General features: G+C 48.4%; 18 protein-coding genes. 12 read left to right on the plus strand and 6 right to left on the minus strand.

The window, feature by feature from the left end; genetic code table 11:
• Positions 1-215: 215 nt before the first annotated feature.
• A complete protein-coding gene (gene tatC / locus M2277_RS18785; protein WP_152824796.1) occupies positions 216-983 on the minus strand; it encodes a twin-arginine translocase subunit TatC in 768 nt (255 codons plus the stop codon).
• Between the two features lie 22 nt (positions 984-1,005).
• The gene (locus tag M2277_RS18790; protein ID WP_006208045.1) at positions 1,006-1,251 is read right to left on the minus strand and encodes a MerR family transcriptional regulator; all 246 of its coding nucleotides are present in this window, start codon (positions 1,249-1,251) and stop codon (positions 1,006-1,008) included.
• Between the two features lie 282 nt (positions 1,252-1,533).
• On the opposite strand from M2277_RS18790, the gene M2277_RS18795 reads away from it, so the two are divergent.
• The 9 genes from M2277_RS18795 (at position 1,534) to M2277_RS18835 (ending at position 8,606) form a co-directional block, all read left to right on the plus strand.
• A complete protein-coding gene (locus tag M2277_RS18795) occupies positions 1,534-3,144 on the plus strand; it encodes a flavin monoamine oxidase family protein (protein WP_006208046.1) in 1,611 nt (536 codons plus the stop codon).
• 19 nt (positions 3,145-3,163) lie between these two features.
• Positions 3,164-3,709 carry a RidA family protein gene (locus M2277_RS18800; protein WP_148248268.1) on the plus strand — a complete coding sequence of 182 codons (546 nt, stop codon included), beginning with the start codon at positions 3,164-3,166 and terminating at the stop codon, positions 3,707-3,709.
• Between the two features lie 91 nt (positions 3,710-3,800).
• Positions 3,801-4,016 carry a twin-arginine translocase TatA/TatE family subunit gene (locus tag M2277_RS18805; RefSeq protein ID WP_006208048.1) on the plus strand — a complete coding sequence of 72 codons (216 nt, stop codon included), beginning with the start codon at positions 3,801-3,803 and terminating at the stop codon, positions 4,014-4,016.
• Positions 4,017-4,272: 256 nt separating this feature from the next.
• The gene (locus tag M2277_RS18810; protein ID WP_006208049.1) at positions 4,273-4,476 is read left to right on the plus strand and encodes a CsbD family protein; all 204 of its coding nucleotides are present in this window, start codon (positions 4,273-4,275) and stop codon (positions 4,474-4,476) included.
• A 32-nt stretch (positions 4,477-4,508) separates the two neighbouring features.
• Complete coding sequence (locus tag M2277_RS18815; RefSeq protein ID WP_006208050.1) at positions 4,509-4,781, plus strand: hypothetical protein; 273 nt, start codon at positions 4,509-4,511, stop codon at positions 4,779-4,781.
• 173 nt (positions 4,782-4,954) lie between these two features.
• Positions 4,955-6,214, plus strand: coding sequence for an MFS transporter (locus M2277_RS18820; RefSeq protein WP_387799724.1), 1,260 nt, complete (start codon positions 4,955-4,957; stop codon positions 6,212-6,214).
• A 74-nt stretch (positions 6,215-6,288) separates the two neighbouring features.
• Entirely contained in the window at positions 6,289-6,963 is a 675-nt protein-coding gene (locus tag M2277_RS18825) for an NAD(P)H-binding protein (RefSeq protein ID WP_006208052.1), read from the plus strand.
• Positions 6,964-7,031: 68 nt separating this feature from the next.
• The gene (locus M2277_RS18830; protein WP_006208053.1) at positions 7,032-7,412 is read left to right on the plus strand and encodes a RidA family protein; all 381 of its coding nucleotides are present in this window, start codon (positions 7,032-7,034) and stop codon (positions 7,410-7,412) included.
• A gap of 150 nt (positions 7,413-7,562) precedes the next feature.
• Positions 7,563-8,606, plus strand: a complete 1,044-nt coding sequence (locus M2277_RS18835) for a serine hydrolase domain-containing protein (protein ID WP_280755345.1) — start codon at positions 7,563-7,565, stop codon at positions 8,604-8,606.
• Positions 8,607-8,714: 108 nt separating this feature from the next.
• Here M2277_RS18835 and M2277_RS18840 read toward each other — a convergent pair whose 3' ends face one another.
• The 3 genes from M2277_RS18840 to M2277_RS18850 all read right to left on the minus strand — a co-directional run bounded on the left by M2277_RS18840 (position 8,715) and on the right by M2277_RS18850 (position 12,978).
• Positions 8,715-9,479, minus strand: a complete 765-nt coding sequence (locus tag M2277_RS18840; protein WP_280755346.1) for a tryptophan-rich sensory protein — start codon at positions 9,477-9,479, stop codon at positions 8,715-8,717.
• A 96-nt stretch (positions 9,480-9,575) separates the two neighbouring features.
• On the minus strand, positions 9,576-11,192 hold the full coding sequence (locus M2277_RS18845) for a response regulator (RefSeq protein ID WP_280755347.1): 1,617 nt from the start codon (positions 11,190-11,192) through the stop codon (positions 9,576-9,578).
• A gap of 1 nt (position 11,193) precedes the next feature.
• The gene (locus tag M2277_RS18850; RefSeq protein WP_006208058.1) at positions 11,194-12,978 is read right to left on the minus strand and encodes a sensor histidine kinase; all 1,785 of its coding nucleotides are present in this window, start codon (positions 12,976-12,978) and stop codon (positions 11,194-11,196) included.
• A 164-nt stretch (positions 12,979-13,142) separates the two neighbouring features.
• Here M2277_RS18850 and M2277_RS18855 point away from each other — a divergent pair, with 164 nt between their 5' ends.
• The 3 genes from M2277_RS18855 to M2277_RS18865 all read left to right on the plus strand — a co-directional run bounded on the left by M2277_RS18855 (position 13,143) and on the right by M2277_RS18865 (position 16,299).
• Positions 13,143-14,024, plus strand: coding sequence for a carbohydrate ABC transporter permease (locus M2277_RS18855; RefSeq protein ID WP_006208059.1), 882 nt, complete (start codon positions 13,143-13,145; stop codon positions 14,022-14,024).
• Complete coding sequence (locus M2277_RS18860; protein WP_006208060.1) at positions 14,024-14,860, plus strand: carbohydrate ABC transporter permease; 837 nt, start codon at positions 14,024-14,026, stop codon at positions 14,858-14,860. The genes M2277_RS18855 and M2277_RS18860 overlap by 1 nt, the downstream gene beginning before the upstream one ends.
• Before the next feature lie 149 nt (positions 14,861-15,009).
• A complete protein-coding gene (locus M2277_RS18865; protein ID WP_006208061.1) occupies positions 15,010-16,299 on the plus strand; it encodes an ABC transporter substrate-binding protein in 1,290 nt (429 codons plus the stop codon).
• 986 nt (positions 16,300-17,285) lie between these two features.
• Here M2277_RS18865 and M2277_RS18870 read toward each other — a convergent pair.
• Positions 17,286-17,501: a PLDc N-terminal domain-containing protein gene (locus M2277_RS18870; RefSeq protein ID WP_006208063.1), complete on the minus strand. Its 216-nt coding sequence runs from the start codon at positions 17,499-17,501 to the stop codon at positions 17,286-17,288.
• Positions 17,502-17,810 lie beyond the last annotated feature (309 nt).

Raw genomic sequence — 17,810 nt, forward strand, 5'->3', positions numbered from 1 at the left:
AAACTAAACAACCAGTCGCCGGTTCATTTCCGCCAACTGGCTGCTTAAACTTGCAAGGTGTTTTGATCCCTGTCTCACAAACGGGGGTCAGTCCCTGTTAGGTAAACGGCCTCCTTTTTATGATGTGCGGGTGATTGAGACTGTCCTCCCTGGACTCAGGACCAGCAGCAAGGCGCGTTAACATAGGAAGTGTCTCCCGTATTGGCTCACAAGCGTCATATCAACTGGTTCGCTGCGTCTATCTCCGTTTCATCGATTTCAGCATGCTTTTGCTTGTGGTGCATCCGGCTTGCCAGCCATGTACTGATCTCGTACAAGCCAATCAGGGGGATAGCAACCATGAGGTGGGAGACGAGATCAGGCGGGGAGATCAGTGCTGCAATGATCACCAGAATGACATAGGCATACCTCCGCATGGTGTGCAGGATAGCCGGGCTTAATAATCCGATCCGGGTCAGGAACAGGACAACAACCGGCAGCTCGAAGGCCAGTGACAGTGGGATCATAATATTGAACATAAACCCGAAGTACTGGGAGACGCCATATGTTTCCACCAGCTCCATCTGACTGTTGATTCCCGTTGTAAAGGCAAGACTCATAGGAAAAACCACAAAATAAGCAAAGCTTACTCCTATGATGAAGCATAAGGCGGAGAAGGGGATGAACCGGAGTGCCGCTTTCTGCTCGCGGTTGTTCAATCCCTGGTTAACGAACAGCCATATTTGATACAGGGCAAACGGCAGGGTGGGCAGTAGCGAAAGGACGATACCGATGCTCATATAGATGCGCAGGCCGTCCCAGGGTGAGAATACATTCCAGGTTACCTGAAATGCCGGCGAATGATGCTTTAGCACTGATAAGACGTAAGGCGCGGCAATCAGTCCGATGACCATGCTAAGTATAAAAACGGCGGCCACCTGCAGGATCCGTTTCCTTAACTCGGCGATATGTTCCAGCATCGTCATGGTATTCTTGATCTCCATAGTCTTGATCACTCCTTGTTCATCATCGGAAGATGGGTGTGCATCGCTGTTTTTTCTTCAATTCCTTGAGTTCAAACGTATTAAATCCCTCCTGCATTTTTCGGTGAATTTCCTGGATGCTCTCCACATCCTCAAAAGAATATCGGCGATTCCCTCCCTTGGTACGCTCCGGAAAAACAAGCTTTCGTTCCTCGTAATACCGAATTTGTCGTTCCGTCAATCCAGTCAGTTCGCAAACCACCCCAATACTCATCACCTTACTCTCCATGAACTTTACCTCCTGTGTAAGTATTATTAACCCTGAGCTTTTGTTAAATGGCTTTGGATTAAAAATGAAAGAAGATAAAACGGTAATAATTGGGCAATTGCATTTCGTTTGGAAGGATTTATGACATGATTTTATGAAAAAGAAGTGAAAAAAGCAATCGTTTTTCAAAAATAAAAAAAACAATGTTAGGATTCCTAACAAATTTTACGTCAAATTTTGGTTTCTTTGCTAAGATCGGCTCATGAGTCCAATCCAGCACAACTAGCGAAGGAGTGAACGAGGGTGGCTACAAAAGAACAACCAAAAGAAAAAGAGATGACCCGGAGACAATTTCTGACGACCGTTGGCAAAGTGGGAGGATCTGTTGCCGTCTTCAGTCTAATGGGTACGATGGGGCTCCTATCGCCTGAAACGTTGAAAGCAGCGGAATATACGCCTCCCGGTAAGAATGACTTAAATCTTAGCGGCCGTGGAGGCAAAAAAATCATCATTCTTGGAGCAGGGATAGCGGGTTTAACGGCAGCCTATGAGCTTGGGCTGGCAGGCTATGACTGTACGATTCTGGAAGCGAAGGAATTCGCCGGTGGTCGTAACTGGACAATCCGCAAAGGGACCTCTGTGGCGGAGATTGGTTCAGGTCGTCAGACCTCCCGCTTTGATAACGGACTTTATTTCAATGCAGGCCCGATGCGAATCCCGCAGTTTCATGTCACGCTTGATTATTGCAAGAAGTTTGGTGTTGCCATCGAGCCCTTCAACAATGTGAATGAGAGTGGCTATTACTATAACGAGAATGTTGGCGCGTTATCCGGGCAGCGGGTCCCTAAACGTGCGGCCAAGGCAGATGTTCGCGGTTATGTTGCCGAGATGCTTGCCAAAGCGGTGAATCAAAACGCGCTGGATCTGCCGCTTACGGCGGAAGAGAAGCTGAAGCTCGTAGATTATCTGAAGGCCGAGGGGGACCTGAATCCGGACCTGTTCTATAAGGGATCGGAACGCGGCGGTTACAAGGATGAACCGGGAAGCCGGCTGGATGCGGGGGTTCTCCGGGATCCGTTCGATCTGAAGGCCATCATTCATTCAGGTTTCGGTAAATATTTCAGCAATGAGTACAGTTATGACCAGCAGATGATGATGTTTCATCCGGTCGGCGGCATGGATGCCATCGTGAAGGCATTTGAGAAGCGGCTTGGCAACCGAATCAAGTTCAAGTCAGAGGTGAAGGAGATTCGCCAATCCTCCTCGGGGGTGCGGATCGTGTATAAGGATGGCAATTCCGGCAAAGATCAGGAGCTCCGAGGGGATTACTGTATCTGTACCATACCGCTGACGGTACTAAAGAAGATTCCGGCAGACTTCTCGCCGGAGATGTCCAAGGCCATCAGCAGTGTCGGATACGCCTCCGCGGGTAAAATCGGTCTGCAGTTCAAGCGGCGATTCTGGGAGGAAGACGATGATCTCTACGGCGGCAGCAGCCTTACGAATATGGATATTACGCAAATCTACTATCCTCCGACCGATTATTTCGGGAAAAAGGGAATTCTGCTCGGCTACTATGCGTACGGGGGGACTGCCGACAAACTTGGGGGCATGTCGTACGCAGAGCGCGAGAGACTAGCGCTGACGCAAGGGGCCAAAATCCATCCGCAGTATCCGAAGGAGTTCGAGGCTTCCTACTCCATCGACTGGAAGAAGACCAAGTACCAGGAAGGGGGCTGGGTGTCCTATTCCGCCAACGACAGGAAAACCTACTATCCTACCTTGTGCAAGCCGGATAACCGCGTTTATTTGGCAGGGGAGCACATCAGTTATATCACGGCCTGGCAGGCAGGAGCCATCGAATCTGCACGTGAGGTCGTAACCGATATCCATAAGCGTGTCATGAAAGCCTAAATTGAAGGGAGACTATTCAATGAAAAACCAATGGAAGACGTTACTGGCTCTGACCATGTTATTCAGTGCCGTAAGCGTCACCGCGTATGCAGACAGTGCCACTGTCCATAAGAAGCCATCCAAGGCAGCGCCCGCTCCTAAATTTTACGGCAGTCCTACTTCTTCTATCTCAAGCGGGGTAATTGTGCCGGAAGGGTCTTCTTACCTCTATACCAGCGGGACGGTGCCCCCTATATTGAACAAGGATGGCAAAACGGTGTACGAACGTTATGGCGACACCAAAACCCAGGGGCTCGGCATCCTGAAGGAGATTGAGAAGCAGCTGAAGGAGCAGGGACTGACAATGAAGGATGTTGTTTATCTGAGGGTGTACCTGACCCCGGATGCAGCCAAGAATGGAAGTTTTGATTATACCGGCTGGTTTGATGCTTACGCCCAATTCTTTAATACGAAGGAGAATCCGGTTAAGCCTGCTCGTTCCACCGTAGGAGTAGCCAGTCTCGTTAATTCCGATTGGTTGATTGAGATTGAGGCGGTAGCCGTGTTTCCGAGTAAGAAGAAATAGGGAGCAGGATAGTTGAAAAAAAAGAAATAACAAATCCAGCGCTTAGGAGTCAAACAGAGTCCTATTACTTAATTAGAGGAGTTGAGTCCAAATGTTCCAGAATGTCGGCTTTGTCGGATTAATGATGATCTTGGTTGTCGTCCTCATTCTGTTCGGGCCTTCGAAGCTGCCGGAACTTGGCCGGGCGGTAGGCCGTACATTGTTCGAATTCAAAGCTTCCGCAAGAGAGCTTGTTGGCGATGATAAAGAGGAAGAGAAGGACAAAGAGAGAGATCGGGAGGCATCGGTCATTAAATTGAAAGGATGATAGGCGGTTGAATCCGGTACCTAAGAAACAAGGAGCCTTGAATAGGAAGATGTAAAAAAAGCTGTCCCGTGGATCTGTCGAGATCCACGGTGGCAGCTTTTCTATATCTTCACAATTGCAGGCCACCGGAGAAAGAAAGAGGAAGAATCTGCGCATGACATCCTTTGCCAGGATTCAGAGAAACTCGTGACGGGTATACACAAGTACAGGCAATTATAGAATTCATCATTCATTACTCTAAGAGGAGCTGATATTTATGGATAGCAACGTATTTAAAGGGAAATGGAAGCAGATGAAGGGCGAAGCGAAGAAGCAATGGGGCAAATTGACCGATGACGACCTCGACGTGATTGCTGGAGAAAAGGACAAGTTGGTAGGGAAGATACAGGAACGCTACGGTCACTCGAAAGATGACGCAGAGCGTGAATATACAGATTGGAGTACCAGGTTCCGTGACTAGTCTATTCAGAGGATAAGGGAGGCGGAATGATCATGCTGGAATCCCGGGTTGTGACCGGCAAATTGATTGATATTCGTGACGGCAAAGCGTTTACCTTACACGGAGACATGGTCAGCACCTATCATTTGGGATACTATGAGATGATGAACGAGGAAGCTCTCCCTGTCAAAGACAGTCAACAGGCGGCTTCCCCCGCGGGGCTTATGGCGGAGGAAACTGCCGAATCATCCGGCTGGCTCCGCAGGGAATGGAAACCGTTGACCAGTTTCATAACCGCTTGGAAAAAGAGTGCAAATCGTGCCTGATTTGCACTCTTTTTGTGTCTTCTTAAGCCGGGGTATCAAGCCCTTAGGCATGAAGAAAATCATGTGAGTTTTATATTTGAAAAGTCATATTGACTTAGGTGTAATGCGGTGTAGAATGAGGTCAAAAGGAAGTTTGATCAGCCCATTCTAAGACATCGAAGGAGTGCATCATCATCAAGGCTGTCCAGGTTATTCACAAGCCGCGTAAACAGGTTTCATACCAGCGCAGAAATTTGATAGCGGCAACATGGGAAGGGGTCCCGGCGATCATATTGCAGACGCTGCTGGGAGGGCCTTTTCTTACAGGGTACTTATTGTTCCTGGGCGCGGAGTCCAGCGAGGTTGGATTCGTTCTTGCCGTCACAACGCTGTTCAACGTGCTTCAGATTCTAGTAGCGTACCTGATCCAGCGCCTGCAATACCGCAAGAAGGCCATGATTGTATTCGTCTTTGTGCACCGCATCTTATGGGGGGCCACGGGCGTTATTCCGTTTATTTTCCCGGAACGCTGGTGGATTCCGGTGTTTATGGTTTTGTACATGGCCGCCTTTATAGCCAATACCGTATCCGGCGTGCTCTGGACTTCGCTCATTAGCGATATGGTGCCAGCGAAGGTACGGGGACGTTATTTTGGCATACGCAATACGATTTTGAATGCGCTGGGGGCCTTGACCCTGTTTGTCGGGGGGGTGATCCTGGACCGTTATCCTGGCAGCGAGGGCTTCCTAATTCTGTTTATCATTTCATGGATTGCAATTTCCGCGAACTTGTCCCTATTCTTCTTGTATCCGGACCCTCCATTCGAGCATTCGAGTGAGCGTCAGTTTAAAGCGATGATCCGAAAGCCACTTGCGGACTCCACCTTCATCAGGTCAACGTTATTTCTGGCAGCCTGGTTGTTTCTGCAGACGCTGATTGTCCCGCTATATTCATACGCCATGCTAGATGTTCTGCATATTTCGTATTCGGTCGTTTCCATCATGACGGTTGCACAAACCATGGTCATGATGATCGGCTTCTATGTGTGGGGGAATTTGAACGCGCGCTTTAGCAACAGAACCTTGCTCTACTGGACGCTGCCGCTTATTGCAGGCTCATGCTTGTCATGGGGACTGCTGTCAGTCCTGCCGGTTATTCCGGTGCTGCTGCTGTCGCATATGCTGCTGGGTGCCGGAGTAGGCGGGTTTAACCAGCTGGCCTTCAACTTTATGATTGGGGATACGCCAAAAAGCGAACGGCCGATGTTTATTGCTGTATACTCGGCGATAACGGGTTTTACTTCTTTCCTGGGCCCTGTGCTGGGAGGTTTTATATTTAAGGGGATCGCAAATGCGCCGGACTGGGTATCTCAATACGGATTTCAAACCGCAGTGGGCGTCTTGATGGTGCTGATCGCATTGACGGTTGGGCGGAGAGTTCTTCGTTCTCCATAGAAGAGTGGCGATTTGCGGGTGATCCTTCATCTAATTTATATTTAATATCATGAACGGAAGGAGGGAGACTCGAGGTGGGAATGATTGCCCTTGTGGTCGGAGCCACGGGACTTGTAGGCCGTTTGGTAACCGACGAGCTGCTGCGCCGTGAGGAGCTTGACGAGGTGCGCGTGCTCGTTCGAAGGCTTCCGGATGTTACACATCCCAAGCTGAAGCCCATCCTGGTGGAGTGGGATCGGCTGGATCGATACAGCGATGCTTTTTCCGGCGTCCATAGCGTGTATTGCTGTTTGGGGACAACGATTAAGAAGGCCGGTTCCCAGCAGGAGTTCCGCAAAGTGGATGTGGATTATGTCATCAAAACCGCAGAGCTGGCTAAGCGGCATGGCGTAAGACAGTTTATGGCGGTCAGCTCCGCTGGAGCCAATCCGAAGGTGCGTAATTTCTATCTGCGGACAAAGGGGGAAACGGAACAAAGATTGGGCGAGATCGGTTTTCGAGGACTGCATCTGTTCAGACCGTCATTATTGCTGGGTGACAGGCCCGAGCAGCGGTTTGGGGAGCGAGCCGCTTCGGTTCTCATGACAGCCTTCGATTTTGCGTTCAGAGGTCCGAAACTCGCTCCATACCGCGCCATTCCGGCGGTAAAGGTAGCCAAGTCAATGGTCAACATAGGGCTAACGGATATGAAAGGCCATCATATCTACACCAACGAAGTCATTCATGTACTTGGCGAGGCAGCTGATTAGATTTGCCAGAGTCACCGTGGCAGATTACAATGTACACAGATAGGAATACATAGAGAGGGTGATGAACGATGAGTAAAAATATCATATCGACGAACCAAGCGCCAGGAGCCATCGGGCCTTACAGCCAGGCTGTTGAAATTAACGGATTGGTGTATACATCAGGCCAGCTTGGTCTGAACCCGGAGACAGGTGAATTCGGCGAAGGGGTACAGGAGCAAACCAAGCTGTCCCTTAGCAATGTGAAGGCGATTCTTGAAGCGGCCGGGACAAGCCTGGAACAGGTGGTTAAAACCACTGTGTTCTTGAAGGATATGAATGATTTTGCCGCCGTGAATGAAGTGTACGGCAGTTTCTTCGCAGAGCCGTATCCTGCCCGCAGTGCCGTGGAGGTTGCCCGTCTTCCGAAGGACGGACTGGTTGAAATCGAAGTTATCGCTGTTAAGAAATAAGCAATTCTATGATAGGAGCTCTGCCTACCTTGGCAGAGCTCCTATTTGTTTGGTTTTATGAATTAATTCCCATTAATCTTGATTTTAAGGAACGTATGTTCTATAATGGATTGGAATCTAGTAAGAGGATAGATGGAATGGGGGAATACCATGGGAATGGGGTCTGATATCAACAGGAATATACGTGAATGGATGGAACGATATCAGGTGACAGGATTGAGTATGGCAAGAATTCAGGAGGGTCACATTCGTATGACGGAAAGTTACGGTATTCTGGAAGCGGGAACCGATCGCAGGGTAACTAGCCATTCTATGTTTAACGCTTGCTCCATTAGTAAATTTGTTACATCCATGCTCGTGTTGAAGTTGGCTGATCAAGGAATTGTGGATATAGATGAAGATGTTAATGTTAAACTCTCTTCCTGGAAGGTTCCTGAGAGCGAATGTACGCAACATCATAAAGTGACCCTTCGAACATTACTCAGTCATCAATCAGGGATCTTGGATCCTGAAGATAGTTTTGGCGTGTGGAATTCCGTACAGGGTTCACCTTCAATGGTGGAGCTGTTAGAGGGAAGGTCAGCCTATTGCAGAGAAGCGATTAATGTCACGTATGAGCCTGGTAGTGAATTTGCTTACTCCGATACAGGTTTCTGCATCATCCAACAAGTAATAGAGGACGTATCTGGAAAGCCGTTTCAGGTACTGTTAGATGAACTTATATTTGCTCCGTTACATATCAGAAATAGTAAAATGAATCCGTCTTCCTACAAATCAATGAATGGACAGCTGTCATGCGGTCACCACAAAAACGGGAGATTAGTTGAAGGCAAGTACCCCATGTATCCATACCCAGCAGCTTCAGGGCTTTGGACCACGCCAGCCGATCTGGCCGTTCTGGTGATCGAATTGATGAATTCGTTAAAGAGCAAGAGTATACTAGGGATTTCTGAGGGCAAGGCAAAAGAATGGATTACTCCTCAAGGTGGCAGAGACTGGACAGGGCTTGGAGTTTTTCTGGATGGGAGTGAGCAGGAAGTTGAAATATCGTCACTTGGTTGGGGTGTGGGATTCCAATGCCTGTTGACAGCGAAGCCGTATCAAGGCAAGGGCAGCATCATTATGACAAACATCGATTCCGGTGTTCATCAATCCAAGGGGATTATTGGAGAAATTCTAAGATCGCTTGAATAGGTCTCTCGAAATGGAATCCCCTTGGCTTGATCAATTCAACCCAAGTTTATGACATACCCTCGATTTATTGGTAGCAAGACGCCTTAACTGCTTAGCGAGGGGGTTCACTTAATACCGTGACCTTCTCCGGTTTCGTGTAAAGAAGAGCCATACGGCATATACGAACAAGACAACAGAAAGGATAAAGGCTGTCATCAAGATGGCGTCCGTCTCCCGATGCTCGGCTGCAATGGCGATATATGCCCACGTAAAGACCGTCGGTACGATACTGTCACGGTAACGGAGGCCGATGAGAATGGCGAGCAGAGCCCCGATACAGAGCAGGACAATCCCCAAGGGGGTCTCATTCAGACCCAGAAAGCTCCAGCCATTCTTCTGAATCACGATTGCAACATTCACGATAAAGGCAGGACACACCCATCCGATATAAAGGCTGAACGGTAATTGGAGAAACAGCTTCTCCCCTGTTGCTGGATAGCTTATGGAGTGCGTGCGGACATAGAGTACCCATAAGGTTAACAGCAGCAATAACATCACAATGACAGACCACTCGATATACAGATAATGCCACAATACTAGCCATGCCATATTGAAGACGCAGCTTAGTATAAACCATGGTCCGATGGATCTGACAGTATCCCGGGTTCCGGTATCACGGCGCAGCTGGTAGATGACAAAAAAGAGCAGCAGCACATAGATGACGGACCATATCGTAAAGGCATAACCCGCGGGAGTGATCGCCGTATAATACTTATCCGATATTTCCCCGGTTGTTCTGCCGCCAAGCGGCAGAATTCCCGATAACACATTCACGGTGATAACCCCGGCAAAAAACAGAAGATTCCACCAGCGGTATGGATTGTTGCGGTACATACGATCTCCTCCTGGTATCAGTCTGGAATATATAGAATATACCCAAAAGAATCGATATCGAGCCAGTGCCTCCCGAGAGAGGCAGCAGGCAACTCGTTAATTCATATGCTTCTTACGGTATTCGTTCGGCGTGAAGCCTTCCATTTTTTTAAACACTTTACTGAAATATTTCTCATCCTGATAACCGACCATCTCGGCGATTTGAGCAATCCGGATTTGGGGGTTAAGCAGCAGCGTCTTGGCTTTGTTGATGCGAATCCGACCGAGAAAATCGGATAGCGTTACGCCAAACTCCTGTTTGAATTTGCGCGAAATGTATTCCCTGCTCAGAAAGAATCTCCCCGCGATTTGCTGCAGCGAGATCTCCTCGTGATAGTGATGCTCCAGATAGTGGGCGATGTCATGGATGATATGGTTATCCTTTGAATGGATCTGGGTAAGCACCCTGGATGCCGCATGCAGCCTGCCGCTGATCTGTTCACGCCAGCGATCCCAGCAGATCATTCCTTCCTCGCTAAAGGGCAGAGCGGATGGAAGATCCTGCGAGATTTCAGCGTCTTCGATCGGCTCCTGCGTGCTTTTCACCTCACTCTCTGTCCAGTGATACTGTATCCAGTCCCATTCTGAACTCCACCGGAGCAGATGCTCCGGGGATACAAGATCCCGATCGCGTACATCCTGCAGCCATTCCTCCGTGGCAGCTTCCATGCGTTCCTTGCTTCCGCTAAGAGCGGCCAGCTTGAACTTCTCCTCATAGGAAGAGAGCCGCAGCGTCCGTGAGCCTTCGCTATCGACGGCGCGTTCACGGTGTATTCGGCATGTTCCCGTCAGCAGATTGCGGCTGAACAAGGCTTGGACGGCATTTTGATAAGCCTTCGGGAGATCATTGGGAAAGGCGCTTGCTTCCGCCGCACCGAAATGGCAGCGCCTGCGAAGGGTAGAGAAAAAGCCGTCATTAATCCTCCCCAGCAGGTCGTTGAAGGGAAGCCTCGGATGCCAGCAGAGCAGGATGATTTCGCCGGGCTTATCGCTGTGTCTGAAGGCAACCCCCTGATCCTTCAGCAGCTCATTGCAGATATTGATAAGCGTGAAAGAGAGCAGGTGCCGCCTGTTGCGAAATTTCGACAGCAAGGCTTCGTCAAATTGAACATCGCTGAGCACCGCTACATTGCATACAGTACCGGCCTCGGGCAGCCTAATCCGGTTCCGTAATTGGGAGACGACGCTTTCCCTGTTCCCGTATCCGCTCACGAGATCCGAAAGCAGGCGGTCCATATAGAACGGGGTCATCTGATTCATTTCAATATTTTGAGTGGTGATGCGCTGCCGTTTCTCTTCCTCTAGCTGCCAGGTATGCACCGCTTTGCTTAACGCCTCGTTCAAGCTGTCCGGCTCCACGGGCTTCAGGATATAGTCAATGCCTCCGGAGCGAATCGTATGTCGTACATATTCAAAATCGTCATAGCCGCTAATGACAAGCACCTTGATATCCGGTTTGGTGCTATGCAGCCAGGTCAGAAGTTCCAGTCCGTTTTTACGGGGCATTCGCATGTCGGTCATAACAATTTGCGGGTTGGTCTGCTCAATTAATCTCACGGCTTCCTCGCCGTCAGAGGCCTGATCGATTTCGGTTATACCATGCCGCTCCCAGTCAGCCAGAAGCCCGATCGCTTCCCGTACATGCTGCTCGTCATCTACAATCAATACTCTCATTCTACTGTTCACTCTCCCATGCGTTGATATTGAGCGTAACAATGACGCCGTGTGGCAACGCGTTCTCTATTATTAATTCAGCATTGTTGTTGGTGTAGAGATTCAATCGCATCAACACATTCAACAGCCCGATAGAATCGTTCCCGTTGTCGTTACGATCATAGTGATCGTAAGCGGCGGCGAGTTTGCTCCGAATCAAGGCAAGCTCCTCCTCATCGATCGAGGAACCATTATTTTCGATCACAACGATTAAGCGGCTATCCTCGGATATACGGGAAGAAATCGATACGAGGCCGACCCCGGCATGGGTATTCATGCCGTGTTTGAAATAATTCTCCACAATCGGCTGCAGGATCATTTTCGGAACCGGAGCTGTTAGGCTCTCCGGATCAAGCTCCCATATCACTTCCAGTTGATCCCGGAACCGCTGCTTCTGCAGCTCAAGATAGAGCCGTACATGATTGATTTCATCCTGCAATGTTACTTTGGCTTCGCTGTTGCGCATGTTATAACGCATGATGTTCGCCAGCGAAGAGAGCAGGGAATAAATTCGCGGTACATTATGCTGGAGTGCCAAGGTGCCGATGGATTGAAGCGAATTATAGAGAAAATGCGGATCAATCTGGGCCTGCAGCGCTTTCAGCTGATTGGTTTTATTGGCGATCTCCAGTCTGTATTCACGAAGGATCAGGTTGTTGATAGTATCCATCATGTTCCGGAAGCGGCGGGAGAGAACACCGATCTCATCCGGGCTTGTCACATCGATATTCACGTCAAGCCGCCCTGTTTTTACTTGATTCATATAACTTGTGAGCTGCTTGATGGGCTTGGTAATTCGAATAGAAATCCATAACGTACCGAATATGACAATCAATAGCGCGAATATTGCAATAATCGCGTTGATGCTTGTTAATTCCGTTGAGTTCTTGTACAGGGTCTGGTGTGGAATCTGCTTCACCAGTGTCCAGGGAGCATAAGGCAGATCAAGCTTTTCATAAATGATCATCGCATCGTTGCCGTCATAATATCCCTTGTCCGCTTGAGCGATTACATTCATCAGCTCCGGATCGTTCAAATATTGGCCTCTTTGTGCCGGATCCGGACTATATATGATGCTGCCATTGTCATCAATCAAGTATAACTGTTCTTCTTCTTTAGCATACAGTTGATCGCAAATGGCCAAAATACTGTCAAGTTTCACATCAATGGCCATGAGGGCATATTGGTCGGGTGACGGTACGTTGGTTATGGATCGATAGAAGGTGATGACCTCAAAATCCAGGATATCCGCGGGCCGCGGCGGAAACCCGTAACTGTGCACCTGATGTACAGGCTCGATGGCGGTATTGCCCTGACCAAATTGCTCTATGGTGCGGTAAGGAGCCTGCCGAAATTCCCTGCGAGGCAGGTTGCTTGATATTTGGGTGGACTGTCCCGTCAAATCGTTATGAAGGTAAATCTGATGGACGTCCTGTGTGCCGGTTTGGATAGCCTGCAAGGTTGCGTACAGCTCGGCAATTACCCGGTAATTATCGGGGTCTAGGGCAAGGTTGCGCAGAAAATGGGGATCGGAATATACAGAGAGCGATGCCCGGTCAATGCCGCGTAAATAGTTCATCAGATTGGTAGCTCCTTGATAAATCAGCCGAACATTTTCATTCACAGTCTGTTCCTTCACTGATTCACGTGTATGCGTAAACGTGATGAAGAGCGACAGCAGGAGGGGAATGGTTGTGACTGCAAGCATGAACTGGATAAGACGGGTCTGGATGCTGCGATATTTCATGATGGATCACCTCTGGATTATCGAATATGATCGAATGGGCATAAGCGCGTATGGTCAATATTTTACACCTAACGGTTCATGATTCTCCGTGTTTATTGTTAACAGGTTACCGCATAATGGCTATACATCATACAACAAACTTAACGAAAAGGGGAGATCAAGGGATGAATCGAAAAAAATCTTCGGCGCTGCTTCAGCAGTTTCTTTTCGTGGGACCCTCCACTATTTTTTTCATCCTGATCATGATCATTCCATTCCTGCTGGGGCTTTATTATTCCTTCACGAACTGGAATGGCGTGTCAAGCAAAATCGACTGGGTCGGCTTTGATAACTTTGTTACCATTTTTACCAATGATGATAAATTCCGTGATGCCTTCTGGTTCACTACCCGATTTACGGTGCTGGGTGTCATCCTTACGAATCTGCTCGGATTTTTACTTGCGTATTTCCTGACCAAACCGCTTAAGACACGGAATGTGCTGCGGACGATTTTCTTTATGCCTAACGTAATCGGCGGCTTGCTGCTTGGTTTCATCTGGCAGTTTATTTTTGTAAAAGGGTTTGCCGCTATCGGTAATGCCACGAATCTTGGATTCTTCAACCTGCCATGGCTCGGAACAAAAGGAACTGCGTTCTGGGCAATTGTAATCGTTTTCGTATGGCAGACGGCGGGCTATCTGATGGTTATCTACATTTCCTCGCTCAACAACGTGCCCAAGGATATTCTGGAGGCTGCCGAGATTGATGGCGCAAGCAGAGGACAAGTGCTGCGATCGATCATTATACCACTGGTGATGCCAGCTGTTACCGTATGTTTGTTCCTGGCGATTTCCTGGTCATTCAAGATGTTTGACCTGAACCTTTCCCTAACGAAGGGCGGACCGTTTGGCTCTACGGAGTCGGTGGCCATGAATATTTACAACGAGGCATACACGAATAACCGTCTCGGACTCGGAACGGCGAAGGCGGTCATCTTCTTCATCGTGGTTGCCATCATCACGAGTCTGCAGGTTCGATTCACCAAGAGCAAGGAGGTTGAGGCTTAATGGAGACTATGAAAAAATACCGGCTGAACACCTTGGCCACCGAGATCATTATGATCATCGTGGCACTGCTCTTCCTGGTCCCGTTCTACTTCCTGTTTGTGAACTCCGTCAAAACCTTTGGCGAGCTGTTGACGGATTCCGCGGGTCTTCCGACCGCGTTTGAATGGAGTAACTATTCACGGGCATGGAACATTACTAACTTTCCGCTGGCCTTCTGGAACTCGCTGGTCGTTACGGTTGTAAGCAACCTGCTGCTGGCGATGTTAAGCGCGATGACTGCGTATCAAATGGTGCGCCGCAACACGCGTTTTAATCAGCTCATGTTTGCCTTGTTTGTTGCAGCCATGGTTATTCCATTCCAGTCGATCATGATCCCGCTCGTGAAAGTGACGGCTACGCTCGGCATTAACAACAGCTTGTACGGCTTGATTATCTGTTACCTTGGATTCGGGGTCCCGCTGAGTGTCTTCCTGTTCCATGGATTTGTGAAGTCGATCCCCGTAGAGATTGAAGAAGCCGCAACGGTGGATGGAGCGAGCGGCTATGGGGTATTCTTCCGGGTGGTGTTCCCGTTGATGAAACCGATGTTTGTTACAGTCATCATTCTGAATACCTTGTGGATTTGGAATGACTACCTGCTTCCATCCCTGATTCTGCAGTCCGCGGAGCTCCGGACCATTCCGATTGCTACTTTCGCATTTTTTGGGCAATATACAAAGCAGTGGGATTTGGCGCTTCCGGCGCTTGTGCTGGGGATCATGCCGGTCATTATCTTCTTCCTGGCTATGCAGAAATACATCATTGAGGGAATCACGCAGGGAGCGGTGAAGGGATAAGGCGGAATCAATCGGTCAATTCCTTCCCCCTGATAGATCAATATAATACCTGATCTTACGAAAAAAGGTTCATTATACTGAAAAAGTAAACGCTATCATCAAACGATGTAAACCAATTGATTAGAGAAGACAAAAGGGAGGATTCACCAATGAAGAAATACAGTAAGCTGCTCCTGGTCATGGTTCTGGCTTTCTCCACGCTTCTTGCAGCGTGCGGAGGCAACAAAGAGGAGAATCAAGGCGCTGAAGGCGGAACTGAGGGTGGAACAAAAACGATTAAGATCTTCCAATTCAAAGTAGAAATAGCCGAGGCTCTGAACAAGCTGAAGGCCGAGTATGAGAAAGAGCATCCCGGCATCAAGCTGGACATTCAAACGGTTGGTGGCGGCTCCGACTATGGTGCAGCACTGAAGGCCAAATTCGCTTCTGGCGATGAGCCGGATATTTTCAACGTAGGCGGATATCGCGATCTTGAGACTTGGTTCGAGAACGTGGAAGACTTGTCAGATCAGCCGTGGGTGAAAGACGTTGTTGACGTGGCTAAAGAGCCGATGACCAAAGACGGCAAATTGTACGGTCAACCCATGACCATCGAGGGTTACGGGTTCATCTACAACAAAGATCTGTTTGAAAAAGCAGGAATCACCGAGCTTCCTAAGACCATTACCGAGCTTGAGGAAGCGGCTAAAAAACTGCAAGCGGCTGGCATTACTCCATTCGCCAATGGTTACCAGGAAACATGGATCTTGGCAAACCACTTGCTGAACATTCCGTTTGCGCATCAGCCAGATCCTAATGCTTTTGTTAAAGGATTGAATGAAGGTACGGAGAAGCTGGTAGGCAACGCGAAATTTGACGAATGGATGCGTCTGTTCGACCTGACGATTCAATATGGGCAGAAGAACCCGTTGACAACGGACTACAATACAGAGATCACAACCTTTGCCAGTGGCGAAGCAGCGATGACGCAGAACGGGAACTGGACGCAAGTGCAAATCGACGGAATCAACCCGGATCTGAACATTGGCCTTCTGCCAATGCCAATCAACGATAATGCGGAAGAGAACGATAAACTCCCAATCGGCGTGCCGAACAACTGGGTAGTGAACAATAAGTCCAAAGTGAAGGATGAAGCCAAAGAATTCTTGAACTGGCTCGTGACTTCCGAGACAGGTAAACGTTACATTACGGAAGAATTTAAATTCATTCCGGCACTGACAAGCATTGAAGCGAACAGCGAGACGCTTGGCGACCTGGGTAACGATGTGATGAAATACAGCCAAGAGAACAAAGCACTCAGCTGGGAGTTCAATAAATTCCCGGATGGCGGCATGAATGAGTTCGGAAGCCAGATGCAAGGATACGTAGCCGGCAATGTGGACAAGAATCAATTGTTTGAAGGCATTCAGAAATCGTGGGAAAGCCTGAAAGCGAAGTAATAATGACGATGACCTTGGTCATTGAGGGTTAAATCCATTGAAAAGGCGTTGCAGGGCTCAGCCCTGCAACGCTTTTTTGGTTTTTGGATGCGAAGAAAACTAAAATAAACGAGTCAAGGACAAGATTGCACCAATAGCGGCATATGAGGGAATGAAAATTAGAGTAACAATGGGGCTATTCCTGAGCCCAGGGCTCGGTTATTGAGCACAATGGCATGTGTAATCAAGTTTCATTCGAGCGAGCAGCATCTGATTAAGAATGAAGAGCCTCGCATTGACTGACTGGCAGAGGATCATGCGTGCGCAGTAGTGGAAGTTAAATAGCAGTCTACACTAACGGACTATCTGGTGGGTTAATCCATCGCTTTGCTTGTTTCCACTTTTAGGGGCGATCAAGCTGAGCATATTCCATCACCATGGTGTACTTCCACGCTACGGTGCTATCAAGCTGAGAATATTCCATCCCTTTGGTGTGCTTCCACGCTACGGTGCTATCTAGCAGGGCTTATTCCATCACCTTGGTTTGTTTCCACGCTACGGTGCTATCTAGCAGGGCTTATTCCATCACCTTGGTTTGCTTCCACGCTACGGTGCTATCTAGCCGGGCTTATTCCATCACCTTGGTTTGCTTCCACGCTACGGTGCTATCTAGCAGGGCTTATTCCATCACCTTTTCCATCCCTTTGGTTTGTTTCCACGCTAACGGACCACCTAGCCGTTATTTCACCCTTTTGGGCTTTTTTTAAGCTCTAACGGACTCAGTAGCTGTTAATGTGTTGTTTTCCTCTTCAAACGCCGCTTTTTACCCGGAATAACGTCGCTTAAGTCCGCTAGAATTTCACGAGAGCTATTATTCACGAATTAACGTCTTCTTGGTCCGTTGCAGCTTACGTCTATCTGAGAGCTTAACAGCCAATGAGCAGGGCCAGATCAGGTAGGGTGGAAGCGCGGGGAGCTATCACCAACCAAGTCATCAAGTGGCATTGTTAATAATGATTTCGAATCAGTAAATAAATAATTAAACCAACAACGGGGAAGAACAGTAATCCGAGCACAACCAGGAGCGCAAACTCCGGGCTGCGGCCTTTCCGACGGGCATCGTTGTAACCCCATACGCAGATGACAATGTGAAGAACGAAGAATAATAACATTACCAGCATAGCTCCGATACCGAATATGCCGACACCAGCAACACTGCTCATATGAATAACCTCCCAAAATTGAAAAAGTATGATCTACATACGAGTGTCAGGCAAAAGGGGTCGCATAAAATTACCCGCGATTCGAAATTCTGCCTTTTGATGATGAGGGTATCTGTACTGTATAAGAAGGCGGATCTTTCACAAACTTATATAATTAGGATATTTCCTGAACCTATATAATAGAAGAATTCTGCAATACATAGATCACAACGCAATAGCCAATACATGGTATGATAAAGGATGATGTTATTTTGAGTAAGTAAAATTCCTGATCGTTTTGAAATTATGCAGCTATCGTATAAGATAGTA

The sequence above is a fragment of the Paenibacillus sp. LBL genome (assembly GCF_029893715.1).
Taxonomy (GTDB): Bacteria; Bacillota; Bacilli; order Paenibacillales; family Paenibacillaceae; genus Paenibacillus_AQ; species Paenibacillus_AQ glucanolyticus.

Excerpts from the sequence above, each read along its gene's own strand:
- M2277_RS18790 (WP_006208045.1), bottom strand. The coding sequence starts at position 1,251 with ATGGAGAGTAAGGTGATGAGTATTGGGGTGGTTTGCGAACTGACTGGA.
- M2277_RS18850 (WP_006208058.1), bottom strand. The coding sequence starts at position 12,978 with ATGAAATATCGCAGCATCCAGACCCGTCTTATCCAGTTCATGCTTGCA.
- M2277_RS18860 (WP_006208060.1), top strand. The coding sequence starts at position 14,024 with ATGGAGACTATGAAAAAATACCGGCTGAACACCTTGGCCACCGAGATC.
- M2277_RS18840 (WP_280755346.1), bottom strand. The coding sequence starts at position 9,479 with ATGTACCGCAACAATCCATACCGCTGGTGGAATCTTCTGTTTTTTGCC.
- M2277_RS18830 (WP_006208053.1), top strand. The coding sequence starts at position 7,032 with ATGAGTAAAAATATCATATCGACGAACCAAGCGCCAGGAGCCATCGGG.
- tatC (WP_152824796.1), bottom strand. The coding sequence starts at position 983 with ATGGAGATCAAGAATACCATGACGATGCTGGAACATATCGCCGAGTTA.
- M2277_RS18810 (WP_006208049.1), top strand. The coding sequence starts at position 4,273 with ATGGATAGCAACGTATTTAAAGGGAAATGGAAGCAGATGAAGGGCGAA.
- M2277_RS18870 (WP_006208063.1), bottom strand. The coding sequence starts at position 17,501 with ATGAGCAGTGTTGCTGGTGTCGGCATATTCGGTATCGGAGCTATGCTG.
- M2277_RS18865 (WP_006208061.1), top strand. The coding sequence starts at position 15,010 with ATGAAGAAATACAGTAAGCTGCTCCTGGTCATGGTTCTGGCTTTCTCC.
- M2277_RS18805 (WP_006208048.1), top strand. The coding sequence starts at position 3,801 with ATGTTCCAGAATGTCGGCTTTGTCGGATTAATGATGATCTTGGTTGTC.
- M2277_RS18845 (WP_280755347.1), bottom strand. The coding sequence starts at position 11,192 with ATGAGAGTATTGATTGTAGATGACGAGCAGCATGTACGGGAAGCGATC.
- M2277_RS18835 (WP_280755345.1), top strand. The coding sequence starts at position 7,563 with ATGGGAATGGGGTCTGATATCAACAGGAATATACGTGAATGGATGGAA.
- M2277_RS18815 (WP_006208050.1), top strand. The coding sequence starts at position 4,509 with ATGCTGGAATCCCGGGTTGTGACCGGCAAATTGATTGATATTCGTGAC.
- M2277_RS18800 (WP_148248268.1), top strand. The coding sequence starts at position 3,164 with ATGAAAAACCAATGGAAGACGTTACTGGCTCTGACCATGTTATTCAGT.
- M2277_RS18855 (WP_006208059.1), top strand. The coding sequence starts at position 13,143 with ATGAATCGAAAAAAATCTTCGGCGCTGCTTCAGCAGTTTCTTTTCGTG.